The sequence below is a fragment of the Embleya sp. NPDC127516 genome, assembly GCF_044765325.1.
Taxonomy (GTDB): Bacteria; Actinomycetota; Actinomycetes; order Streptomycetales; family Streptomycetaceae; genus Embleya.
In genome coordinates this window covers 76106-98311 of sequence record NZ_JBIWJT010000013.1, presented here as the reverse complement: position 1 = coordinate 98311, position 22206 = coordinate 76106, and the positions used below count along the sequence as shown (strand labels likewise).

Here is a 22206-nt window from a genome sequence, read left to right as displayed (position 1 = left end):
AGGCGACCACGGGGAGGGATCTTGGCTGGTGGCGGTGAGGGTGGGGGAGGCTCGGCGATTCGGGTCGAGACGGGGGCGTTGCGGCAAGGAGCCACGGTGGCTCGGGAGGTGGCGGGAGCACTGCGGCGGGCGGCCGGAGGGCCGAGTGCGGGGGTCTCGGGGTGTCCGGGGTTCGCGGTCGCGGGGGCGGCGGTGGCGCTGACGGTGGTGTGGGCGGATCATCTGCGGGCGCTCGGCGACGAGTACGGCGGTGTCGGCGACGTGTTGTGGACGAACGCCGATGCGCACGATCGCACCGATCAGGCGGTCGCGGGTGCGTTCGCCGGGGCGCGGCCCTGATGGTGACGCTGGCTCAACTGCGCGACGCCGCGTTGGGTGGGCTGGACCGTGCGGTGGTCGAGTGGACCGACCTGGCGGCCGCGTTGGACGGGTTGGTCGGGCGGGCGACTACAGGGGTGGGCGGGCCGCTGCGAGCTTCGCGCTGGGAGGGTGCGGACGCGGACGCGGCGGCACGGGGGTTGGCCGCGCGTGGTGAGCAGGTGATGGTGGCGGCGCAGGAGGCCCGGTGCGTGCTCACCGTCCTGGACACGGCGGCCGACCAACTCCGGAACGCGCAGCGCGATTTGTGGGCGGGATTGGCGGAGGCGGCGGCTGCGGGATTCACCGTGTTCGAGGACGGGCGGATGGAGCCGGCCGATCCGACGAGCCGTGCCGACGCGGCGATGATCTCGCGGCGGCACGAGTTGGAGCAGCTCCTGGCCGCGCCGGTCCGGAAGGCGACCGAGGTCGACACGCACTGCGCGGAGACGTTGGCCCGGCTGTATCCGACGGGGACGGCCGACTGGGCGGACACGGCCGCCGACGGCACGTGCGTGATGGCGTTGGCGGGTTTGGACCTCGCCACCATTCCGAGGGGCGATCCGGTTGCTGCGGCCAAGTGGTGGGCGGGGCTGAATCCTTCGGAGCGGGCGATGTATCTGGCCGGCTATCCGGCGGTGCTGGGGGCGATGGACGGGTTGCCGACGGAGATCCGGGACCGCGCCAATCGGGTCGCGCTGGCCGAGGCGAAGGCCGGGCTCATCGCCGAACTTGCTGCCGCGCGTGCCAAGCGGGACGCGGCGGGCCGCACCGACGACGCGAAGTGGCGCCTCCGGGTCACGGCGCTCAAGGAACGCCTGGCGGCGATCGAGGGTTTGGAGGCGACGTTGCGCTCGGGCGACGACCTCTATCTGATGGGCTTCAGCGCCAAGGGCGACGGCCGCGCAATCGTCGCCATCGGCAACCCCGACACAGCTGCCCACACAGCGGTCTACGTTCCGGGGACGGGAGCGGGATTGGCGAGAATTGGTTCGCATGTCAGCAGGATGCGGAGTCTTTGGTTGGCTGCACGTCAGGAATCTCGGAGTGGCGGTGTTTCGACGATTACATGGATCGGCTACGACGCCCCAGACACTCTGGCACATGCCATATCGACTTCAAGTGCGAATGAGGCGGCGCCAGCCTTCGTGCGATTTTTGCGTGGAGTCGGGGTGACGCAAGGCATTAGTTCAAACAACCATGTGACTGTGATCGGCCACAGCTACGGGTCAGTGGTTGTGGGACAAGCTGCTCACTACAGCGGCGGTCTCGTTGCACAGGATGTCGTCGTGGTTGGAAGCCCTGGCCTCCATGCGACGAAAGCAGAAGATCTGCATATCTCTCCGAAGCATGTATGGGTTGGGGCGGCGGAGGGTGATCTTGTTACCAGCATTGGGGCAGGAGCCCACGCGCCAATCTCTGAGAACGCAAAAGTCCATCGGCGTGTGACGCCTGATGATAAAGAATTCGGTGCCAACCGGTTCACGTCTGACGGCTCCAGCGGACATAGTGAATACTGGTCCACATCTGACCCGATGAGCCTAGATAACCAAGCTGCGATTATCACGGGCAACTATAAGGATGTTCGTCTTATTTGGGGAGAGCGTCCATGAAGCGCCCTGGGGCCCTACTTTTTCTTGCCGCCATTGTTGTAGGGTGTGGACAATCGGATGTTTCGGGTGGAGTTGTGAATCATGTCGAAATCAATAAAACTCTCCGCGAGTATTCCAGCCGTGTTTTCGATGGCCTTGCATTGCAAGGAAAGCATGGTGATGCAGACGATATTAACTCGGCTGATTGTGCGTCTGGATCGGCAAGCCTAGAGTCCAGTTGGCAGGCGGTCACACATTTTTGGCAGATTGATGCTCTTCCCACGGGTGAGGCCAGATTGGCGGTTGACCGGCTGCGTAAGCACCTTGAAATACAGGGTTGGCAGATCATCGACTATGCCGTTCCGCCAGAGGTAGGCGATGCGGCTGTTCGAGCCAAGAACCCTCGGGATAACTACGTGATCCGCGTTAAGGCTCTGGGTGATGTAAACCGCGTCATTGTTCGTGTCTCCTCTCCGTGCGTCAGGCTCCCGAAGGATGGTTCGTAGGAGGCCGCAGGCGGAAGATGGCCCAGAAAGTGATTGATGCGAGTGCGGCGGTGGCGAAGAGGATTGTGGAGCGGAGCCACATGTCTCGGGTGAGGCCGTTGGCGGCGCCCGTGGGGTCGAGGAGGGCCAGGACGAACAGGAACAGGGCCAAGGCGTAGATCGCCGCCCAGGCCCAGCGGTTCCATTGCCACAGGGCGTGGCCGTCCATGAAGCGCATCGGCAGCAGGCCGAAGACCAGGCCGACCACCGCCGCCACGAAGCACTGGGTGAGCACGTCCTCGGCGAAGACCCAGCCGAAGGGCGCGCCGTCCGATTCGTTCAGGACGTGGGTCACCGGGATGCGCCACACCCACGCGACCAACGCGAGGCCCGCCAGGGACCAGGAGCCGAGGGCTATCGCGCGGCCCTCGTCCGAGGGAGCCAGCCGCCGCAGGCCGGCCGAGGTGAAGGCGAGGAACAGCCCGTACACATAGCCCGGCGTCAGATGCAGCAGCCGCGATGCCACGGCCAGCACCAGGGCGACGCCCAGTGCTCCCGGAACCAGCCGAGGCAGGGCCCGGATGCGGGAGATACGCCTTCGGTAGGCCTCCGCCGAACCCTCGTACACCAGCACGCCCAGCGGAACCGCCGCCACCAGTGCCAGCGCGAGCGCGGCGGTGCCCGCGTTCCAGCCCGTACCGGGTTCGACCGCGACGCAGAACGCGGCCGAGAGCAGCACGAAGACGAGCACCTGCAACTCGGGCATGCGCGGCTGCGATCGCGGGCGCGCGGCCCCCGGGCGCAGGCGGCGTCGGATCCGAAGCCGGTTCTGCTCCCACGTCTTGTTGAACAGCTCGGCCGAGAAGCCAAGCACCGGAAGCGCCACCACCGCCGTCGCGCCGGCCAGCACCACCGGCCGGGGCTCGTCGAACAACGCGCTCGGGCTCGGCAGGTTCACCGCAGCCTCGGACCGCTCCGAGACCGCGCTCGTCCCGGCCGCGCCCAGCACCGCGACCCGTACCGAGAAGTCACCGTCGTAGCCCGCGCCAGTCGCGCACGCGACGGTCAACATCCCTTCTCCACCCGGGAGTTCGCGCGGTACCCGAATCTCGCTCGCGAACCGCCCGTCGGCGGCCACCGGCACCGTCCCCAGCACGGTGCCGCGATGACGCACCGTCAGTGTCCCGGCCCCGCCGTCGACCGGCCGACCGCACGTGACGAACCCGCTGCCCTCGACGCGCAACGGCCGACCGGCCGTCGGCTGCGTGGGCGTCAGCGTCAATTCGGGCCGGGCGACCTGGAAGTCGGCGCGCTGGACGACCCCGTTGTCCGGCATGCCCGCGCCCTGCGCGAAGCAGGTCACGGTGATCGGGCGTGGGCCGCGATCGGGTCCGTCCGGCACGATGAAGCGCTGGGCCTCGGCACCGGTGCCCGAGATGCTGAGCTTGGCGAGGTCGCGTCCACCCCACGTCACGCGTGCGTCGTCGCTCGCGTTCGCGTCCCCGCAGCGCAGGTCGGTCCACAGGGTGACCTCGGTGCCGGGCACGCCGGTGGCCGGCTCCAGCACGAGGTGCCTGGTGCGCAGGTCGGCCGGTGGGGTACGGGTCTCCTCGGGACGAAACGCGTTGATCTCGATCGCCGTCTCCGCGAGGGCCTTCTCCTGCCCCGGACAGCGCACCGCGATCCGGTTCACCGGCCGGTCCGTGCTCGCTGCCCCGTTCGAGCTGAAGGTCGGGGCGAGCATCGTGTGCCGGAACGCGATCGAGTCCCCGTGTGCGGTGTCCACCGGCAGGTCTGCCGCGAGCAGGTCGAGGTACTCCCCGGAGCTGCCGCCGTTGGCCGACAGGAGGTAGACGTCCACCTTGTTCGTCGGGCAGCCGGCCAGCCCGGATCCTCGGATCGCCACGGAATCTCCCGGTCGCACCGGGCCGGGTGTCACGCTCACCGTGGCGCTCGTGGCGCTCGTGGCGCTCGTGGCGCTCGTGGCGCTCGTGGCGCCGGCGGCCGAAGTTCCGAACGCGAGGGGCGCCAGGGTCAGGGCCACAGCCCCGATTCCCATGCCGAGCGCGGCCCGCATCCGCAGCAGTGTCCTGTTCATGGTCCCCGTTCCCCGTAGCCGAGCACCGATGATGATGCCGGCCATTCCGCTTTCGTGACCCCTTGTCCGCCAGGTCCACAATTCCTGGGGCCGGGTGCGGTATGGGTGCGGATCGGGTTCAGGCGCGGCGGTCGACGAACGTCTCCAGGCCGTCGAGCAGGAGGCGCAGGCCGAACTCGAACACCGCCTCGCCGTCCTGGGTGAAGCTGTCCTCGGCGAGCGCGGCCAACCTCGGGTAGCGCCCGCTCGTCATCGCCGCGTTCAGCAGGGGAGCCTGCGCGGCCCAGAACTGTTCGTCGCTGACCCCGGTGCGCTGCGCCGCGTGCACGGTGTTGAAATGGGTGCGCGCCATGCCGCTCACATAGCCGCCGTCGATGATCGACAGGACGGTCATCTTCTCCCGGTCGGACAGCGCCGCGTCGCCGATCGCGGCCAGCGTCAGCTCCAGGGCCTCGAGCGAGTTGGGTCCCAGCACCGGCCTCGCCTGATCGACGCCGAGCAGCCACGGGTGGCGGTTGTACATCTGCCAGATGCCGCGCGCGACCTGCTCCAGGGCCCCGCGCCAGCCGAGTTCGGGGGGGAACTCGGCGTCGCCCGGCGCGTTGACCTTGTCGACCATCAGGTCGAGCAGTTCGGCCTTGCCCGGGACGTAGCGGTAGAGCGACATCGTGCCGGACCCGATCTCGGCGGCCACGCGCCGCATCGACACCGCGTCCAGCCCCTCGGCGTCGGCGACGGCGATCGCGGCCGTGACGATCCGGTCCAGGGTCAGCGCCGGTTTGGGGCCTCGGGCCGGTTTCCGGTCCACGCCCCACAACAGTTCGAGGCTGCGTGCGAGATCGCCGCCGCCGGTGTGGTCGGTGCTCGTCATGGTGCCCCCATCGTAGGAGCCCGCCTCGGCACCCCCACAGGTATGCCGATCGCCCGGCGTCCGCGCGCGACCGATCCAAGACAACTGGGTACGCCGTACGCGCAATCGGGTACGGTGTACTCGGTTTGAAGGAGGCCGATGAGCACGTCGATGAGAACACCGACGGAAATGCGGATGGAAACCACGAGCCACGCGGTCCTCGCCGAGGGCCTGACCAAGCGCTACGGCAACACTCACGCGCTCGACGACTTCGACCTGACCGTGCCCCGAGGCACCGTCCAGGGGTTGCTCGGGCCCAACGGCGCGGGCAAGACCACGGCGGTCCGGATCCTGTCCACGCTGCTGCGACCGGACGGCGGCCGGGCCCTGGTCGCGGGCCACGACGTGACCGGCGATCCCCGGCGGGTGCGCCGGCACATCGGACTGGTCGGTCAGTACGCGGCGGTCGACGAGAAGGTGACCGGGCGGCACAACCTGATCCTGTTCGGCCGCCTGTTCCACCTGGACAAGCGTGGTGCGGCCCGTCGCGCCGACGAACTGCTGGAGCGGTTCGGCCTGGTCGAGGCGGCCGACCGGAGCGTCAAGCAGTACAGCGGTGGCATGCGCCGGCGACTCGACCTGGCCGCGAGCATGATCCTGGCGCCCGACGTGCTCTTCCTGGACGAGCCGACCACCGGACTCGACCCGCGCGGGCGCAACGAGGTCTGGGAGGCGGTGCGCTCGTTGCTCGCGGGCGGTACGGCGGTGCTGCTGACCACGCAATACCTGGACGAGGCGGACAAGTTGGCGGATCGCATCGCGGTGCTCGATCGCGGACGCAAGATCGCCGACGACACCCCGGATCGGCTCAAGCGCGAACTGGGCGGCGACCGGATCGAGATCGTCGCGCGGGACGCGGTCGACCTGCCGCGCGTGGCCGCAGTGGTGGCCCGCGTGGCCGAGTCGGGCGCCGAGCCGGTGCTCGATCCCGAGGATCGGCGGGTGACCGCCCCGGTCGGCGATCGGGTCGCGGCGCTCACCCACGCCGCCCGGGCCTGCCAGGACGAGGGGATCACGATCGAGGACATCGGCGTACGCCGGCCGACCCTGGACGAGGTCTTCCTCGGGCTGACCGGCCACCGCGCGCACGAGCCGGAGCAGGCCGCGAACGAATCCGCGAAGGAGGCGGTGCGCCGATGAGCGTGACCACCGCGGGACCGGTGGAGGCTCCCGAACGCCGGCTGTACTGGGCGATCGCGGACTGTCTGACCGTCGTGCGCAACGAGATGGAGCACATCGCTCGGCAACCGAGCGTGCTGGCCTGGCAGTTGGGCTTCCCGATCGTGTCCGTGCTGCTGTTCGTGTACGTCTTCGGCAGTGCCATGGACGTGGGCGGATCGATCGACTACAAGGACTACGCGCTGCCCGGCATGTTCGCGATGACCATGGCCCAGGGGTTCATGAACACCGCGACGGTCGTCGCGGTCACCCGGCAGCTCGGCGTGATGGACCGGTATCGCTCGATGCCGATGGCGCCCTCGGCGGTGGTCAGCGGGCGCGGGGTGGCCGACGTGCTCGGCGCGAGTCTGGACCTCGCGGTGCTCGCGTCGATCGCGCTCGTCGTCGGATGGCGACCGGACGGCACCCTGTGGGAGATCCTGGCCGCATTCGGGCTGCTGTTGTTGCTGCGGTTCGCGCTGACCTGGGTCGGTATCTACCTGGGGTTGCTGGTGCCCAACGCGGAGGCGGCGGGCAGCCTGTTCGCGGTGGCCCTGCCCTTCGGGATGATCTCCAGCGTCTTCACGCCGCCGTCGATGATGCCGCAGTGGTTGGGCGCGGTGGCGATGTGGAACCCGGTTTCCTCCACCGCGAACACGATCCGCGACCTGTTCGGCAGTCCGGCTCCGCACGGGGGGAGCTGGATCGAGGAACACGCGTTGCCGATGGCGGTGGTCTGGCCGCTGGTGATCACCGCGATCTTCCTGCCGCTCGCGGTGCGCAAGTTCCAGGCCCTCGGCCGCTGATCGACGAGGCCGGCCGCGATCTCCTCGCGGCCGGTCCGGTCGGCGGGGTGGACCGGTCGGCGGGTGCGGACCGGTCGGTCGGGCGCACGCCCTTCCGATCCCGGCCATAGGTCTACTACGGAACAATCTATTGGCTTACCTATCTTGTTACGCTGGCCGCATGACTACCGAGAGCCTGGCCCCGACCGTGCTGGACATGACCGGCATGTTCGTGCACGCCGGTCACGTGATGAACACCCGAATGGCCGCCGCCCTCGCGGCGATCGACGTCACGCCGCGCAGCTTCTGCGTCCTCTCGCACGCGATCGACCGGGATCTGACCCAGGCCCAGGTGGCCGAGCTCTCCGACCTGGACAAGACCACGATGGTCGTGACCATGGACGAGCTGGAGCGGGCCGGGCTGGCCGAGCGGCGGCCCGCGCCGACCGACCGGCGGGCGCGGATCATCGTGGTCACCGAGGCCGGGCGCGACCTGGTCCGGGCCGGGCGCGGGATCGTCGATGGTGTGCATCACGAGGTGCTGGAGGCGCTGCCCGAGGACGAGCGTGCGGTGTTCGCCTCCGCGCTGGCGCGCCTGGTCGGCGGAGTGCTTGCCAAGCCGGTCGAGTCCGAGGCGACGGTACGGCGGGCGCGGACGTCGAAGCGGTAGGCGCGGGTTGCCTCTCAGGTGGCGGGTGGCGGGTGGCAGGTGGCAGGGCGCGAGCAGCGGACCGCGGGCACGGTCGATCGAGATGAGTCCGTGACAGATGGGTTTCAAAGAGAAGAGTCTGAAAGAGATCGTCTATAACAAAACTATCTGCTAACGTCTCTCCTGTGAGTCGGCCGCCCGCCGACCGGTCGTCCAGGGAGATGAGCAGCATGTCGCGCACGTTCGCCACACCGGAATCGACGGACAGGTCACGCTGGTCGGCGCTCGCGGTGCTGTGTGCCGGGGTGCTGATGGTCGTCCTCGACGGCACGATCGTCACGGTGGCCCTGCCCGCCATCCAGAGCGACCTGGGCTTCTCCCAGTCGGGCCTGGCCTGGGTGGTCAACGCGTACGGAATCGCCTTCGGCGGCCTGCTGCTCCTGGCCGGCCGGCTCGGCGACCTGATCGGGCGGCGCCGGATGTTCATCGCGGGCATGGTCGTCTTCACCGCCGCGTCGCTGCTGTGCGGCGTGGCCACCGGGCCGGAACTGCTGATCGCCGCCCGCTTCCTGCAGGGCATCGGCGGCGCGATGTCCTCGGCCGTGGCGATCGGCATGATCGTCACGCTCTTCCCGGACCCTCGGGAACGGGCCAAGGCGATCGGCGCGTTCAGCTTCGTCGGCGCGGCCGGCGCGTCGATCGGGCTCGTGCTCGGCGGGTTGCTCACCGAGGCGTTCACGTGGCATTGGATCTTCTTCGTCAACGTGCCGATCGGCGTCGCCGCCACCGCGCTCGCGTTCCGCCTGCTGGTCGCCGACCGGGGTCTGGGCCGGTCGGCGGGCGCGGACCTGTGGGGCGCGCTGCTGATCACGTCCGGCCTGATGCTGCTCGTCTACACGATCGTCGAGGCGGACGCGCACGGCTGGGCCTCGGCGCGCACGCTCGGCATGGGCGCGGTGGCACTCCTGCTGATCGCCGGTTTCGTGGTCCGCCAAGCGAAGGCTCGGACGCCGCTGCTGCCGCTGCGGGTGTTCCGGTCGGCGCGGGTGTCCGGGGCCAACGCGATCCAGATGTTGATGGTCGGCGCGCTGTTCGCCTTCCAGTTGATGATCGCGCTCTACCTCCAGCATGTGCTCGGCTACGGCGCGGCCCGGACCGGCGTCGCGATGTTGCCGTCGGCGGTCGTGATCGGGGTCATCACGCTCGGCTACTCGGCGCGGATCAACGCCCGGTTCGGCGAGCGAAACGTCGTGGTCGCGGGCCTGGCCCTGCTGCTGGTCGGGCTGCTGTTCCTGGCCCGGGTGCCGGCGGACGGCGCGTACCTCACCGACGTGTTGCCCGCGATGTTGCTGCTGGCCGGCTTCGGTCTGGCCATCCCGGCGCTCACCACGCTGGGCATGTCCGGGGCCACCGCCGAGGACGCCGGCGTGGTCGGCGGTCTGTTCAACACCACCCAGCAGGTCGGCGGCGCGCTCGGACTGGCCGTACTGAACACGCTCTCCAGCGCCAAGGCGGAACGGCTGGTGGCCGAGAGCACCTCCGCGCCCGAGGCGCTGACCGGGGGGTACACCCTCGCCTTCGGCATCGGCGCCGGTCTGATCGCCGCCGCGATCGTGCTCACCCTGCTGGTGCTGCGCTCGCCGAAGCGGGAGTCGATCGTGGTCACCGACGGCACCGAGGGCACCGAACACACCGAGGGAACGGGCGGCACGGGAAGCGCGGAGACGGCCCCGGCCGAACCGACGGCATCCGCACGCTGAACGGAGCCGGTACAAAACCCCACTCCGAACACCCGAAGGCCCCGTGTCGCCACCGCGACCGGGGCCTCGGCGCGACCGCAGCCCGTCGCACCCGCGAGCGGCGCCCGTCAGACTAGACCGCCTCCGGTCGGTTCGCCGTCGCCTCGGCGTAGGCCCGTTGCGCCGCCTCGATCTCGTCGATGTGGCTCTCGGACCAGGTCCGGATCTCACTCATCAAGCCGCTCACGCTGGTCCCGAGTTCGGTCAGCGAGTACTCCACCTGGGGCGGCACCGTGGCGTAGACCTTGCGTCGGACCAGGCCGTTGCGTTCGAGGTCGCGCAGGGTCTGGGTGAGCATCTTCTTGGTGATCCCGCCGAGCCGACGGCGCAGTTCCGCGTAGCGCAGCGTCTGCGGGTGGAGGGCGCCGACGACGAGGGCCACCCACTTGTTCGCGATCAGGTCGAGGACCGCCCGGGAGGCGCAGTCGGCGAGATAGACGTCGGCGCCACCGTAAGGGCGCAGGTCGGGAGGGGTATGCATAAGGTACCCAGGTACCAGGAAGGTGCCTTCTTCACAATGGTTACCGGGTCCACGATGCTCTCCGCATGACGAAGAACATGATCACTGTGCATCAGGACACGCTCGGCGGCCCGGAGGTTCTCCGGGTGATCGAGACCGCGATACCCACACCCGGACCGGGTGAGGTACTGGTCGAAGTGCGCGCCGCGGGGGTCAACCCCATCGACACCAAGATCCGCGCCGGCGGAATGTGGCTGACGCCGCCGTTCACGCTCGGGTGGGACGTCTCCGGTGTGGTCGCGGGCGTCGGCGCTGGCGTCTCCCGGCTCACCGTCGGCGACGAGGTCCACGGGATTCCCGGGTTCCCGCAACTTGCCGGTGGATACGCGGAGTTCGTGGTGGCCGCGGAGTCCTCCTTCGCGCTCAAGCCGAGCACGCTCGACCACGTGCAGGCGGCCGCCCTGCCGCTGTCCGCCTCGATCGCGTGGCAGGCCCTGGTCGAGGCGGCGCAGGTGCGACCGGGGCAGCGCGTGCTGATCCACGCGGCGGCGGGCGGCGTCGGGCACCTGGCGGTACAGATCGCCAAGTCCCGGGGCGCGTACGTGATCGGCACGGCGAGCCCGGCCAAGCACGACCTGCTCCGCGAATTGGGCGCGGACGAGGTCGTGGACTACGCCACAACCGACTTCGCGGAGACGGTACGCGACGTCGATGTCGTGTTCGACCTGGTCGGCGGCGCGTACGAGGACCGCTCGCTGCGTACCCTCCGCCCCGGCGGCATCCTGATCAACATCACCAACCCGCCCGCCGCCGAGGCCACCGCGGCCAAGGCCGAGGCGGCCGGCGTCCGCGGCATCACCGTCGACCTGGCGCCGAACCCGGAACGGCTGGCCCTGCTGGCCGAGGCGGTGGACGCGGGCCTGCTGCGCCCGGTCGTCGCCGAGACCTTCCCGCTCGTCGAGGTGGTCAAGGCACACGAACTGGCCGAGACGAACCGCACCGCCGGCAAGATCGTGCTGATCCCCTGAGCCGGCCCGGAAACCCCGTGCCGTCCCGGAAACCCCGTGCCGGCCCGACAACCCCGAGCCGTCCCGGAAACCCGGCCCGCCTCGGAAGACCGAGAGCCCGGCCGGGCGGATCCTCGACACCCCGAGACCGGCACCCCCGCCCCACGACGGCGAGGCCGGGTACCCGTGCCGAACGGCCGGGGGTACCCGGCTTCGACCGGTGTGCGTCCTACTCGGTGATCTCGATCGTGCCCGCCATGCCGGTGCCCACGTGATACATGCAGTTGAAGGTGTACGAGCCGGGTCGGCCGAAGCTCAGCTTGATGTCCTGGGACTTGCCGCCCTCGGACGGCGCGACCGGGGCACCGCCGGGCAGGATCATCTGGTGCGGGGTGATCCCGGTGTCCGCGAGGGTGATCACCAGCGGACCGGTCCGGGCTCGGATCACCGACGGCGAGAAGCGCAGCTTGTCGTCCACCCGCAGCTCGATCCGCTGCACCCCGTCACTGCCCAGGGCCGCGACGCCCTCGGACGCCGCCGCCGTCGCCTCGGCCTCGCTCATGTACGAACCCGGGCCGCCCTCCGCGCCCCAACTTCCGCAGCCGGTAAGCAGCAACGGCAGGGCCGCGGCCCCGACCAGCCATCGACGGCGCATCGGACTCAGCCCTCCAACAGGGATTGACCGACATACCCGCCCGGGGCGCACCCCGGCGGGATCACGAACAGCCCGCTCGCCTCGTGCCGCAGGAACGGGGACAACGCGTCGCCGCGGGCCAGCTTGCGCTGGATCGGCACGAAACCGTCGTCCGGGTCGTGCTGCCACGCCACGAACAGCAGCCCGGCGTCCGGCGCGCCGTCCGTACCGAACCCGTCGTGGTAGGAGTAGCCGCGCCGCAACATCGTCGAACCGCGGTTGAACTCCGGTGCCGCGACGCGCATGTGGGCGTTCGCGGTGATCACCAACTCGCCGTCGGCACCCCGCTTGCCGAAGTCCGCGGCGCTGTGCTCGCCGCCGCCGGACAGCGGCGCGCCGGTGTCCTTGGTCCGGCCGATCACCCGCTCCTGATGCGCCTTGTCCAGGCCGTCCCACGCGTCCAGCAACATCCGGATCCGGCGGAAGACCACGTAGGTACCACCGGTCAGCCAGCCCTGATCGGGCCCGGCCGCGGCGGTGACGAAGATCTTCTCGTCGAACTTCGGGTCGGCCGGCTTCGGATTGTTGGTGCCGTCGATCTGGCCCATCAGGTTCCGGTGCGTCATCGGCTTGGCGGTGGCACCCGGCGACCGGGCGAAGCCGTTCATCTGCCAACGGATCCGGGCCACGCCCTTGGCCAGCCGCTGCAGCGTGCGGACCGCGCCGAAGGTGACCAGCCCGTCGTCCGCGCACACCTGGACGAACAGATCGCCGTCGCCGCGGGCCGGATCCAGCGCGTCGTCCGGGAACGGCGGCAGCGGCTTGAGCGCGGCGGGCCGCCGTGCGGCCAGGCCCACCTTGTCGAACAGGCCGGCGCCGAAGCCGAAGGTGACCGTCAACGAGCAGGCCCCGGCGTCCGCCGCGACCCGGTCGTCGTCCGCCACCGGCCGGCCCGAGGTCAGCCGTGCGGCCGCGTCCGACCAGCGCCGCATCAGCGCGGCGACGGCGGCACGGTCCGCGCCCGGTTCCAGGTCCCAGCCCAGGAAGACGGCCTTGGCCTGGGCCGGGGTGGTGATGCCGGCCTGGGTCTTGCCGTGGAAGGGCACGCTGGTCGAGCCGACGTGGGCCAGCGTCGGGCCGGAGGCGGTCGAGTCGTCCGCGAACGCGACCGCGCCGCCGGTCGCGCCGACCACCAGGCCGCCCGCGCCGGCCGCTCCCGCGACACCGACGAACCGGCGGCGCGAGACGGCCGAATCGGCGCTCGCTCGATCGGAGGATTCAGGGCTGCTCATCACGTCGTCCCTCGCAGGTTCCACCGGCTCGTGCGCGCCGTTCGCGTCGCGCTCGCCGTTTGTCACACACACCGCTTCCGCGGCTCCGGCGGTCGCCGCCACCGGGTTCGGTCCCCGTCGCACCACCACGACCAGCGCGAGCGCCGCGCCGAGGCCGGCGCCGAGCACCAGCACGGTCAGCGCCCGGTCCAGCGCCAGCCCGCCCACGAACGGCGACGACGAGCGCCACAACACCGGCAGGTCGTACCCGGCCACCCGCAGAGCCAGCACGCCGAGCGCCGGCGCGGCCAACCACGCGCCGCCCACCCGGCCCCGGACCAGCAGCGCCGCGCCCGCGAACGCCACCGCCCCGGAAAGCAGTTGGAGCAGATTGCCGGCGAAGAACGCGCCCGCCCAGGCGCCGAACCCGCCGGCCCGGGCCGCCGCGACCAGGGCCAGGTGCAGCACGCTCGCCGCCGCGACCACGCCCGCGAGCACGCCGTACCCGAGCAGTGCCCGGCGGCGGACCGGCGGCAGCCACACCACCGCGAACACCAGCACCGCGAGCCCGATCGAGCCGAGGATGCCCGGCCACGGACTGGGCCCGGGCAACCAGCGCAGTTCGCCGGTCGCGGCCAGCTCGCGTTCGCCGATCCGCATCGGCACGGTCCAGGTGGAGATCCGCTGCGCGCGATCCGGATCGGCCATCACCCGCGGTGGCAGCCGCTGTTGCACGATCCAGTGCACGCGCTGGTCGTACCAGCGGGCCACCGGCTCGGCGGAGATCCGGTGCCACTGCGGCGCGCCGGTCGGTTGCAGGTTCGACTTCTCGTCGACCGAGCCCCACCGCTCGCTGCTCAACTGCACGGCGGGGGACTGGCGGTTCTCGAACACCCCGCCGCGGCCGATCCGCAGGAACGGCTCGCTCATGTAGCCGAGCACGACCACGTCCTCCGGACCGGTGTTGCGCACCTCCATCCGCGCACCGTTCTCGATCACCTTGACCGTCAGGCCCGGGTCGAGCTCGCTCGGCGAGGTCATCACGGTGTGGAAGTTGCTCGGCCCCTGACCGGACAACTCCTGCGCGAACGCGCTGCCCGCCGGGGCCAGGCAGACCAGCACCCCGACGAACAGCAGCACGAGGCGGCGTACGTGCCTCACTTGACCTCCACGGGCACCGTCACGGTGATCCGGTCGACATCGGAGGTTCGGATCGAGAAGGACAACTCCCAGCGGCCCGCCATCGGCAGCGACAGATCGCCGAGCCAATGCCCGGGACCACCCCGGCGCACCTGGACGTCCGCTCCGTCGATGCCCTTGCCCGGCAGCGCCATCGACACCGTCAACTCGGCGACGTCCCGGATCTGCCCGATCGGATCGGAGAAGTAGATGTGCAGCTCGTTGGGGCCGACCCGGGCCGGATCGACCGTGACGTCGAGCTTGCCCTTGCCCGCGGCGCCCCCGGCGTCGAACGGGACGCTGCGGCTGACCGGGCCCGCCGCCTCGGATTGTTTGCGCTCGTGCGCGGTGCGGCCCGGTTCGGTGTCGGTGAGCACCGTGGTGACGCCGAGCACCGCGATCGCCAGTGCCGCCTCGATCGCGACGGCCTTGCGCAGCACGGCCCACTTCGGCTTCCCGGCGGTGCTCTTGCCGATGGGGGACTTCCCGGCCGCCGCCAACTGTCGCATCAGCCAGCGCCGGGAGACCCAGGCGCCGGCCAGCATGAGCAGCACCAGGTCGACCTTGAAGACCAGCAGCAGGCCGAACGTGGTGTCGAACAGCGCGGCGAAGGAACCCACCTGACGCCAGCTCGCGTACAGCCCCGTCGCCACCAGGACGCAGACCGAGACGAACGCGGTCCGGGAGAAGATCCGCACCGTCGGCACGTCCAGGCCCGCCTCCGGCGCCGGCTCGCCCGGCCGCACGATCAGCGTGACCACGATCGCGAGCCCGCCCAGCCAGGTGGACATCGCGAGCAGGTGCAGCGTGTCCGCGGCCATCGCCACTTCCACCTGGCGGCCCACCGACGCGTGGTCGGCGATCGGCCAGGTGATCGCGATCGCGGTGCACAACACCGCCCAGACGCCGGCCAGTACGTGCCGGGTGCGGTCGGCCGCGTGCGCGAGCGAGGCGATCAGCCAGCCGAGCAGTGCGCCGGCCGCGCCCAGCAGCAGCACCCGGGCCGCGATCGCCTTGCCCAGCTTGGTGTCCAGCGTCGCGCGCAGCACGTCCGCGTCGAACGCCGAGGACAGGCCCAGACCGGACGCGTTCGGACCGTGCAGCATCAGCACCGCGAGCGAGGACAACAGCAGCCCGCCCCAGGCGCCGGACAGCAGCAGCCAGACCCGGAACCGGCCGACCGCGGCGGGTCGGGCGATCAGCAGGAACAGCACCGCGCCGCCGAGCACCGCGAAGGACAGGTAGGCGACCCCGGTCGAGGCCCGCTCCAGCACGTCGGTCGCGGTGGAGCCCTGGTCGGTCAGGTCGGAGACCCGGACACCACCGGAGGCTTGGCCGATGTTGAAGGTGAACGCGCCGGAGATCGGGTGCGAGTCGGCCGAGACCGCACGCCAGGCGACCGTGTAGGTACCGGTCGGCAGGCCGCCCCGGAGCGGGGTGACCACGCTGGTGTCGCCATCCGGACCGTGCTTGGCCTGGTTGTTGTCCACCCGGGTGCCGCTCGGGTCGAACACCTTGACCCCGCCGAGCCCGATCTCCACGCCCTCGCTGAACCGGAGCGTGACCGTCGCGGGCGCGCTCGTCAGCGTCGAGCCGGACGCCGGGTTGGACGACTGGAGGACGGCGTGCGCGGACGCGGACCCGGCCCCGCCGAGCACGAGCGCGGCGAGCAGCAGTGGCAGCGCGAGCAGCCACGCGAGCGCGCGGCGGCCCACCCCGCCGGCGGCTCGGGCCGGGGACGGGGGCGGTGCCGGGACGGCGGCCGGGCGGCCGGCCGGGTCAGTGACCCGCATGGCCCGGTTGTTCGGCCGAGGGCGCGACCGCCGCGGGCGCGGCCGACGAGGCGGCCGGTGCCGGCGTGGTCGAGCCCGGTGTGGTCGACCCGGGCGACCCCGCTGCCGGGGCGTCTCCGGGACGTTCGGTCACCCCGAGCACGGGCACCTGTACGGTGACCGGCCCGGTCTGCTGGAAGGTCAGCGTGAGCGGCACGGTGTCGCCCTTCTTCACGGCCTTGTTCGGGTTCATGAACATGATGTGGGCGCCGCCGCGCGCCAGCACGCCCTTGCCGTGCGCGGGCACGTCCAGACCCGGGATGTGTCGCATCGAGTTGCCGCTGGTCTGGTGCAGCATCACCTCGCCGGACAGCGGGCTGGCCACCGAGAGCAGCCGGTCGGCGGTGTCGCCGTCGTTCTGCACGATCAGGTAGCCCGCCGCGACGTCCGTCGACGAGGGCTGCGGGATGTACGGGTCGACGATGCGCAACTTCGGCGTGCCCTCGGCGGCGCCCGCGTTCGCCGGCGCGGCGGCCTCGCGGTCGGCCGAGTCGGAGGACCCGGAGTCGGCGCAGGCCACCAGCACACCGCCGATCCCGAGCGCGAGCACGCCGCCGACGGCGAGTGGTACGGCCTTGCGGGGGAGGGGGAAGAGCTTCACTTCTTGGCGTCCTCGGGGTGGATCAGCAGCGGCAGGTCGTGGGCGAAGTCGTCGGAGGAGTTCCCGTTCGGGGTGCCGTCCGGCAGCAGTCCGCTGCTCGCGCTGTACATGACCGGCCCCTCGTTGTTGGGGGCGAAGGCGATCACCTGGGTGCCGTGGGTGCTCACCACCTTGCCGTCCGGGCCGGTGGTCGGCGGCTCGATGGAGACCCCGACCTGGCGTGCGGCGGCCTGGATCCTGTCGAACGGGCCGGTCAGGCCGACGAAGGACTTGTCCAGCGAGTCGAGCCACTCGCGCAGCGCCGCCTGGGTGTCGCGTTCCGGGTCGGTGGTCACGAACACCACGTCCACGGTGGCCCGGTCCGGCGCGGGCAGCTTGCCCAGCGCGCGCACGATGTCGCCCATGACCGTGGGGCACGCGTCCGGGCAGTGCGTGTAGCCGAAGTACAGCAGCGTGGTACGCCCGGCGGTCTTCGCCCGGAAGTCGTACGGCTGCCCGGAGGTGTCGGTCAGGGTGAGTTCCGGCTTGCTCCACGGCGGGTCGACGGCGATGCCCTTGTACTTCGAGTTCGCCTCGCGCACCTTCACCGGCGCACCGTTGTCGGACTTGTCGGAGTCACCGCACCCCGTGGCCAGGAGCAGCCCGGCCGCGACCAGCGCGGCGAGGCGGAGGCCGGTACGGCGGCCCCGGACCGGGGACTGCGTTGCGTTGCTCATCGTTCTCCAGGTCGTTGCTGCCGAGGGCTCGTGGCCGACGTGTTCGGCGTCGGCGCGGGCCCGGTGGCCCGGGCGGCCGGCACCGATCGATGCGGTGCCGGCGCCCGGGCCGGGAAGTTCACCCCGAGACCGTGGTGCGAGACCTCGGTCGGGGCGGGCCGAGGATCAGGCGGAGGTGCCCCGACGCGACGCGCGCAGGACGGCGAACACGCCGGCGCCCAGACCCAGCACGCCGACCACGATGCCGACCACGCCGAGCGTGCGGGCCGTCGAGTCGTCGCTCTTGTCCTCGGCGACCGCGGCGACGGACGCCTTGGCGTCGGTCGAGGGCTTGGCCGAGGCGGCGGGCGCTGTGGTTCCGGCACCCGCCTTGGCGGTGAGCTTGAGCGTCGGCGCGGGGTACTGCGGCTCCTTGCCGTCCGCGCCGGCCAGGTCGATCCAGCGCACGACCTCGCCGCTGTCGTAGGTCTGCACGGCCTTGAAGACGAGCTTGTCGGTGTCGGTGGGCAGCTTGCCCATGGACACCTCGAAGTCCTCGAACGTGCCCGGGTTCACCCGGGTGCCGGCGTCCGCGGTCCAGGTGATCTTGGAGACCACCTCGGTCAGCGGCTTGCCGTGGTTGTCGATCGGCGTGGTCAGCTTGGTCTTCTCGACCTCGGCCTTCCAGCCCGCCATCGCCCGGGTCTGCACCGACGTGAGCGGCTTGTCGGCGGGCAGGGTGATCTCGAGCTTGGTGGTCCCCGCGTCGTCGCGCTCGTTGGGGACCCGGAAGGCGACCTTGGCGTACGAGCCCTGCTCGGCGGTGCCGGGTTGCACCGTCACGTGCGCGGAGGCCGAGCCGGCGAAGACGAGGATGCCGGCGCCGGCCGAGGCGGCTATCACGGACAGCCGGCGGCGCGTGGTGGTCATGGTCATGGGGTGTCTGCTCCATGGGTGATCCGGCCGAGGGCGCACAGAGGCGGCCTCGGTCCGGGAGGGGACGGCAGGAGGGCGGACGCGCGCCACCGCCGATCCGACACCCGGTCGAGAGCGGATCAGCAGGCGAGCGCGTACTCCGCCGGCGGGCCGCGCCGGGTCACCGCGTGCCGAAGCAGCGTCCGGTGTGTCGTCGGGTCCGGCGCCGAGCCGGTCCGCCGGATGCCGCCCGGGGTCTCGACCACCGGGACGACCAGGCCGAAGAGCACCGCCAGCACCAACCGCAGCGGCGCCGCGGCCAGGCCGAGCAGGGCGAACAGCGCGGCCTCGCCGCGCCGCAGCCACCAGCCGGTGAGCAGGGCCGCCGCGAGGTGCGCGCACACCATGCCCGCGCCGCCGTCGAACAGCAGCGGGCCCGAGCCGCCCATGTGGTGGTGCCCGGCCGGCGGGTCCTGCGGGAACAGCGTCGGGTCCACCCGGGCGTTGCGGATGATCTCCTCGGGCGTCCAGCCGTTGGGCAGCAGGATGTGCCCGGTGGAGTCGCGCGGACCGCACAGCAGTCGATCCAGCAGGGTGCTCGACCCCGAGCCGCCGGCCGCGGCCGAACGGCCGGGCGTCGCGGCGTTCGCCGCCGCGGCGGCGAACAGGGTGTGCAGCGCGAGTTGGGCCGCCGCGAGCAGCGTGGTGATCGCGGCGAAGGAGCGCTGTCGCCCGGCTCCGGCGAAGGCCGAGACGAGCACCGCGGCGAAGCCGGCGACGGGCGCCCACAGCGGCAGCGGCTCGGTCGACATCCACGCGTGACCGCATGCCGCGAGCGCGGCGCAGACCGCCGCGAAGACGGCGGCGCGCACGGCGCGGAAAGGTACGGACACGGCCTGCATGACGCCCCATCGTCTCATCGCGCGCGGGCCCGTCGTGCCCGGGGCCGGGAATGGCCGATGATCATGGCCGGCGACCCGGCACCGGCGGGGCGAGCACATGATGTCCCCACGATGCGGCCGAACGAATCGTCTTTACGGGGTATTGACGACCGATCAAGTGATGTGCGCATACAGGGAGCAAGCGGCGGCAATAAAACCGGGTGTGTGATCCGCCGGATACAGCCGGACTCCCAGAGATGTCGAAAGGCCGCTCATGGACATGAGGTGGACTGTCCACCTGCCACGGGATACGGCGAGCGTGCCGATGGCGCGCCGGCTATTGGTCGGTGCGATGGAGACGGCGGGGGTGGATCGCGAGATCGCGATGGAGATCGGCCTCGCGTTGTCCGAGGCGTGCGCGAATGTGGTCGAGCACGCCCGGGGCGGGCCGTATTCGGAATACCAGATTCGCGCGGGCATCACCGGTGACTGTTGTCGGGTCGAGATCATCGACGGCGGCCCGGGCTTTCCGATGGATCGGCTGCGCGGCTCGACGGTGAACGTCGGCCCGGGCGCGGAGAACGGTCGCGGGTTGATGCTGATCCGGGCGATGACCGATCACGTGCAACTGAGCAACCACCCCCGGCGCGGTGCGGTGCTGCGTTTCGAGAAGACGTTGCGCTGGCGCAAGGACGCGTTGGTACCGGTCTCCTAGCCGGTCCGCGGGCGGCCCGGCGTCCGCCGCCAACTGCCTTGCCGGACGCGGTCGTTCCGGTGCAGGTTACGATCGGGGCAGTGGACCGGGCCGAGGTAAGGGAATTGCTCGACCGCGTCGCAGCCGGGGAGGCGGGCGTGGACGAGGCGCTCGACGACCTCGTGCGCGGGCCGACCGCGGGCTTCGCCGACCTGGGTTTCGCCCGGGTGGACACCCACCGGGCACTGCGCACCGGTGATCCCGAGGTGGTCTTCGCGGCCGGGAAGACCCCCGAACAGACCGTCGCGCTCTTTCGCCGGTTGCGCGAGGCGGGCGGGCGGCCCGCGTTCGCCACCCGCGCCTCGGCCGCCGTGGTGGACGCGGTGCGCACGGCGTTCCCCGGCGAGGCGTACACCGACGACAGCGGCACGTGTGTCGCGGTGGGCACGCCGCCCACCCCGCGCGGCCTGGTCCGGGTGGTCTCGGCGGGCACCTCGGACGCGGCGGTGGCGGGCGAGGCGGCGTTCACCGCGCGCCTGTTCGGCGCGGACGTGGAGCGGATCGAGGACGTGGGCGTGGCCGGCATCCATCGGCTGCTCGCGGTACACGCCGAACTCGACGCGGCGGACTGTCTGATCGTGGTCGCGGGCATGGAAGGCGCGTTGCCCAGCGTGGTGGCGGGCCTGGTGTCGGTGCCGGTGCTCGCGGTGCCCACCAGCGTGGGCTACGGGGCGTCCTTCGGCGGGCTCGCGGCGCTGCTGGCGATGCTCAACTCGTGCGCGCCCGGGGTCGCGGTGGTCAACATCGACAACGGCTTCGGTGCGGGCGTGTTCGCGGCCCGGGTGGCGCGGTCGGTCGGGGCGGCGCGGAGCGCCGAGACCCGGTAGTCACGAACGCCGAAGCACGCGGGAAAACGCAAGAAAGCGGTCGCTTTCGGTCGCTTCGTCGGTTTCCCGGCGGGACCCGCGATCGGCTGCGACAGTGGCCGCGACGGGAGGTATCCGCTTGGCAATCGCATGGTTCCAGTGCCAGGCCGGTGCGAGCGGCGACATGCTGCTCGGGGCCCTGATCGACGCCGGCGCCCCGCTGGAGGCCGTCCAGCAAGCCGTCGACGCGGTGGGCGTCGAACCGATCCTGATCACCGCCGAACGCACCGACCGACACGGGATCGCCGCGACCCACGCCCGGGTCAAGACCGTGCACAGCCACGTGCACCGCACCTGGAACGACGTCCGCGACCTGCTCGATCGCGCCGACTTGGCGGAACCCGTGCACGCCCGCGCGCACGACGTGTTCGGTCGGCTCGCGCACGCCGAGGCCCGCGCGCACCGATGTCTGCCCGAGGAGGTGCACTTCCACGAGGTCGGCGCGTTGGACGCGATCGCCGACGTGGTCGGCACGTGTACCGCGCTGCACGCGCTGGGCGTCGAGGACGCGGTCGGCTCGCCGGTCGCGCTCGGCAACGGCAGCGTGCGGGCCGCGCACGGCGTGCTGCCGGTGCCGGTCCCGGCCGTGCTCGAACTGATGCGGGTGGCCGCCGCGCCGGTCTACGCGGGCCCGGCCCCGTACGAGATGTGCACCCCCACCGGTGCGGCCCTGCTCACGGCGGTGTGCCGGAGTTGGGGGCCGATGCCGGCCCTGCGGATCACCGCGGCCGGGACCGGCGCGGGCAGCCGGCGGGTCGAGGAGGTGCCCAACGTCCTGCGGGTCGTGCTCGGCGAACGGCACGAGGCGGAGCGCGTGCACCCGACCGGCGAGGACGTGCTGATCGAGACCAACGTGGACGATCTCGACCCGCGGCTGTGGCCGGCGGTGCTCGGCAAGCTCCTCGCGATCGGCGCGGGCGACGCGTGGCTGGTGCCCATTCTGATGAAGAAGGGGCGTCCCGCCCACACGCTGTGCGTCCTGGTCCCGGCGGACCGGGTGGACGCGGCGCTGCACACGGTGTTCCTGGAGACCTCGACGATAGGGGCGCGGATCGTTCCGGTGGCCAAGCGGGCGCTGGCCCGCGAGTTCGGCACGGTACGGGTGGAGGGCCTGCCGGTGCGGGTCAAGACCGCGATGTTCGAGGGCAGGGTGGTCAACGCCCAGCCGGAGTACGAGGACGTGGCCGCCGCTGCCGCGTCGCTGGGCCGACCGGTGAAGGTGGTGATGGGCGCCGCGACCGCGGCGGCGTACGCGGCGGGCCTGCTGCCCTGAACGTG

21 protein-coding genes are annotated in these 22206 nt (G+C 71.4%); 11 read left to right on the top strand and 10 right to left on the bottom strand.

The window, feature by feature from the left end:
* Nucleotides 1-96 precede the first annotated feature (96 nt).
* The 3 genes from ACIRL2_RS25500 to ACIRL2_RS25490 are packed head-to-tail and all read left to right on the top strand — an operon-like array spanning nucleotide 97 to nucleotide 2455.
* A complete protein-coding gene (locus ACIRL2_RS25500; protein WP_402234714.1) occupies nucleotides 97-339 on the top strand; it encodes a hypothetical protein in 243 nt (80 codons plus the stop codon).
* A complete protein-coding gene (locus tag ACIRL2_RS25495; RefSeq protein WP_402234711.1) occupies nucleotides 339-1970 on the top strand; it encodes an alpha/beta hydrolase in 1632 nt (543 codons plus the stop codon). The genes ACIRL2_RS25500 and ACIRL2_RS25495 overlap by 1 nt, the downstream gene beginning before the upstream one ends.
* A complete protein-coding gene (locus ACIRL2_RS25490) occupies nucleotides 1967-2455 on the top strand; it encodes a hypothetical protein (protein WP_395867619.1) in 489 nt (162 codons plus the stop codon). The genes ACIRL2_RS25495 and ACIRL2_RS25490 overlap by 4 nt, the downstream gene beginning before the upstream one ends.
* On the opposite strand, the gene ACIRL2_RS25485 is transcribed toward ACIRL2_RS25490, so the two are convergent.
* Complete coding sequence (locus ACIRL2_RS25485) at nucleotides 2430-4532, bottom strand: FGLLP motif-containing membrane protein (protein WP_402234708.1); 2103 nt, start codon at nucleotides 4530-4532, stop codon at nucleotides 2430-2432. The genes ACIRL2_RS25490 and ACIRL2_RS25485 overlap by 26 nt on opposite strands.
* A gap of 118 nt (nucleotides 4533-4650) precedes the next feature.
* Nucleotides 4651-5403, bottom strand: coding sequence for a TetR/AcrR family transcriptional regulator (locus tag ACIRL2_RS25480; RefSeq protein ID WP_402234705.1), 753 nt, complete (start codon nucleotides 5401-5403; stop codon nucleotides 4651-4653).
* Between the two features lie 174 nt (nucleotides 5404-5577).
* On the opposite strand from ACIRL2_RS25480, the gene ACIRL2_RS25475 reads away from it, so the two are divergent.
* From ACIRL2_RS25475 to ACIRL2_RS25460, 4 genes are all read left to right on the top strand, one after another.
* The gene (locus ACIRL2_RS25475) at nucleotides 5578-6582 is read left to right on the top strand and encodes an ATP-binding cassette domain-containing protein (RefSeq protein WP_395867611.1); all 1005 of its coding nucleotides are present in this window, start codon (nucleotides 5578-5580) and stop codon (nucleotides 6580-6582) included.
* A complete protein-coding gene (locus ACIRL2_RS25470) occupies nucleotides 6579-7406 on the top strand; it encodes an ABC transporter permease (protein WP_402234702.1) in 828 nt (275 codons plus the stop codon). Before ACIRL2_RS25475 ends, ACIRL2_RS25470 begins: the two co-directional genes overlap by 4 nt.
* A 160-nt stretch (nucleotides 7407-7566) precedes the next feature.
* Nucleotides 7567-8055 carry a MarR family winged helix-turn-helix transcriptional regulator gene (locus ACIRL2_RS25465; protein WP_395867607.1) on the top strand — a complete coding sequence of 163 codons (489 nt, stop codon included), beginning with the start codon at nucleotides 7567-7569 and terminating at the stop codon, nucleotides 8053-8055.
* A gap of 209 nt (nucleotides 8056-8264) precedes the next feature.
* Entirely contained in the window at nucleotides 8265-9794 is a 1530-nt protein-coding gene (locus ACIRL2_RS25460; protein ID WP_402234699.1) for a DHA2 family efflux MFS transporter permease subunit, read from the top strand.
* A 112-nt stretch (nucleotides 9795-9906) separates the two neighbouring features.
* On the opposite strand, the gene ACIRL2_RS25455 is transcribed toward ACIRL2_RS25460, so the two are convergent.
* Nucleotides 9907-10314: a winged helix-turn-helix transcriptional regulator gene (locus tag ACIRL2_RS25455; RefSeq protein ID WP_395867603.1), complete on the bottom strand. Its 408-nt coding sequence runs from the start codon at nucleotides 10312-10314 to the stop codon at nucleotides 9907-9909.
* 65 nt (nucleotides 10315-10379) lie between these two features.
* On the opposite strand from ACIRL2_RS25455, the gene ACIRL2_RS25450 reads away from it, so the two are divergent.
* Nucleotides 10380-11321, top strand: coding sequence for an NADP-dependent oxidoreductase (locus ACIRL2_RS25450; RefSeq protein ID WP_402234694.1), 942 nt, complete (start codon nucleotides 10380-10382; stop codon nucleotides 11319-11321).
* 208 nt (nucleotides 11322-11529) lie between these two features.
* Here the strand turns inward: ACIRL2_RS25450 and ACIRL2_RS25445 are convergent, their stop codons facing one another.
* From ACIRL2_RS25445 to ACIRL2_RS25415, 7 genes are all read right to left on the bottom strand, one after another.
* Nucleotides 11530-11955 (bottom strand): hypothetical protein, encoded by a 426-nt coding sequence (locus ACIRL2_RS25445; protein ID WP_395867599.1) that lies wholly within the window; start codon nucleotides 11953-11955, stop codon nucleotides 11530-11532.
* 5 nt (nucleotides 11956-11960) lie between these two features.
* Nucleotides 11961-14366: an iron uptake transporter deferrochelatase/peroxidase subunit gene (gene efeB, locus ACIRL2_RS25440; protein WP_402234691.1), complete on the bottom strand. Its 2406-nt coding sequence runs from the start codon at nucleotides 14364-14366 to the stop codon at nucleotides 11961-11963.
* Nucleotides 14363-16177 (bottom strand): copper resistance protein CopC, encoded by a 1815-nt coding sequence (locus ACIRL2_RS25435; protein WP_395867595.1) that lies wholly within the window; start codon nucleotides 16175-16177, stop codon nucleotides 14363-14365. Before ACIRL2_RS25435 ends, efeB begins: the two co-directional genes overlap by 4 nt.
* Complete coding sequence (locus ACIRL2_RS25430; protein ID WP_402234688.1) at nucleotides 16164-16817, bottom strand: copper chaperone PCu(A)C; 654 nt, start codon at nucleotides 16815-16817, stop codon at nucleotides 16164-16166. Before ACIRL2_RS25430 ends, ACIRL2_RS25435 begins: the two co-directional genes overlap by 14 nt.
* On the bottom strand, nucleotides 16814-17533 hold the full coding sequence (locus ACIRL2_RS25425; protein ID WP_395867592.1) for an SCO family protein: 720 nt from the start codon (nucleotides 17531-17533) through the stop codon (nucleotides 16814-16816). Before ACIRL2_RS25425 ends, ACIRL2_RS25430 begins: the two co-directional genes overlap by 4 nt.
* Before the next feature lie 165 nt (nucleotides 17534-17698).
* The gene (locus tag ACIRL2_RS25420) at nucleotides 17699-18448 is read right to left on the bottom strand and encodes a YcnI family protein (protein WP_402234685.1); all 750 of its coding nucleotides are present in this window, start codon (nucleotides 18446-18448) and stop codon (nucleotides 17699-17701) included.
* 119 nt (nucleotides 18449-18567) lie between these two features.
* Nucleotides 18568-19320: a hypothetical protein gene (locus tag ACIRL2_RS25415; protein WP_402234682.1), complete on the bottom strand. Its 753-nt coding sequence runs from the start codon at nucleotides 19318-19320 to the stop codon at nucleotides 18568-18570.
* 262 nt (nucleotides 19321-19582) lie between these two features.
* On the opposite strand from ACIRL2_RS25415, the gene ACIRL2_RS25410 reads away from it, so the two are divergent.
* From ACIRL2_RS25410 to larC, 3 genes are all read left to right on the top strand, one after another.
* Complete coding sequence (locus tag ACIRL2_RS25410; RefSeq protein WP_395867585.1) at nucleotides 19583-20023, top strand: ATP-binding protein; 441 nt, start codon at nucleotides 19583-19585, stop codon at nucleotides 20021-20023.
* An 80-nt stretch (nucleotides 20024-20103) separates the two neighbouring features.
* Nucleotides 20104-20889: a nickel pincer cofactor biosynthesis protein LarB gene (gene larB, locus ACIRL2_RS25405; RefSeq protein ID WP_395867583.1), complete on the top strand. Its 786-nt coding sequence runs from the start codon at nucleotides 20104-20106 to the stop codon at nucleotides 20887-20889.
* A gap of 118 nt (nucleotides 20890-21007) precedes the next feature.
* Nucleotides 21008-22201, top strand: a complete 1194-nt coding sequence (gene larC, locus ACIRL2_RS25400; RefSeq protein WP_395867581.1) for a nickel pincer cofactor biosynthesis protein LarC — start codon at nucleotides 21008-21010, stop codon at nucleotides 22199-22201.
* Nucleotides 22202-22206 lie beyond the last annotated feature (5 nt).

Excerpts from the sequence above, each read along its gene's own strand:
- ACIRL2_RS25445 (WP_395867599.1), bottom strand. The coding sequence starts at position 11,955 with ATGCGCCGTCGATGGCTGGTCGGGGCCGCGGCCCTGCCGTTGCTGCTT.
- ACIRL2_RS25485 (WP_402234708.1), bottom strand. The coding sequence starts at position 4,532 with ATGAACAGGACACTGCTGCGGATGCGGGCCGCGCTCGGCATGGGAATC.
- ACIRL2_RS25435 (WP_395867595.1), bottom strand. The coding sequence starts at position 16,177 with ATGCGGGTCACTGACCCGGCCGGCCGCCCGGCCGCCGTCCCGGCACCG.
- ACIRL2_RS25495 (WP_402234711.1), top strand. The coding sequence starts at position 339 with ATGGTGACGCTGGCTCAACTGCGCGACGCCGCGTTGGGTGGGCTGGAC.
- ACIRL2_RS25425 (WP_395867592.1), bottom strand. The coding sequence starts at position 17,533 with ATGAGCAACGCAACGCAGTCCCCGGTCCGGGGCCGCCGTACCGGCCTC.
- ACIRL2_RS25470 (WP_402234702.1), top strand. The coding sequence starts at position 6,579 with ATGAGCGTGACCACCGCGGGACCGGTGGAGGCTCCCGAACGCCGGCTG.
- ACIRL2_RS25455 (WP_395867603.1), bottom strand. The coding sequence starts at position 10,314 with ATGCATACCCCTCCCGACCTGCGCCCTTACGGTGGCGCCGACGTCTAT.
- ACIRL2_RS25420 (WP_402234685.1), bottom strand. The coding sequence starts at position 18,448 with ATGACCATGACCACCACGCGCCGCCGGCTGTCCGTGATAGCCGCCTCG.
- ACIRL2_RS25490 (WP_395867619.1), top strand. The coding sequence starts at position 1,967 with ATGAAGCGCCCTGGGGCCCTACTTTTTCTTGCCGCCATTGTTGTAGGG.
- ACIRL2_RS25475 (WP_395867611.1), top strand. The coding sequence starts at position 5,578 with ATGGAAACCACGAGCCACGCGGTCCTCGCCGAGGGCCTGACCAAGCGC.
- ACIRL2_RS25450 (WP_402234694.1), top strand. The coding sequence starts at position 10,380 with ATGACGAAGAACATGATCACTGTGCATCAGGACACGCTCGGCGGCCCG.
- ACIRL2_RS25480 (WP_402234705.1), bottom strand. The coding sequence starts at position 5,403 with ATGACGAGCACCGACCACACCGGCGGCGGCGATCTCGCACGCAGCCTC.
- ACIRL2_RS25410 (WP_395867585.1), top strand. The coding sequence starts at position 19,583 with ATGGACATGAGGTGGACTGTCCACCTGCCACGGGATACGGCGAGCGTG.
- ACIRL2_RS25460 (WP_402234699.1), top strand. The coding sequence starts at position 8,265 with ATGTCGCGCACGTTCGCCACACCGGAATCGACGGACAGGTCACGCTGG.
- ACIRL2_RS25465 (WP_395867607.1), top strand. The coding sequence starts at position 7,567 with ATGACTACCGAGAGCCTGGCCCCGACCGTGCTGGACATGACCGGCATG.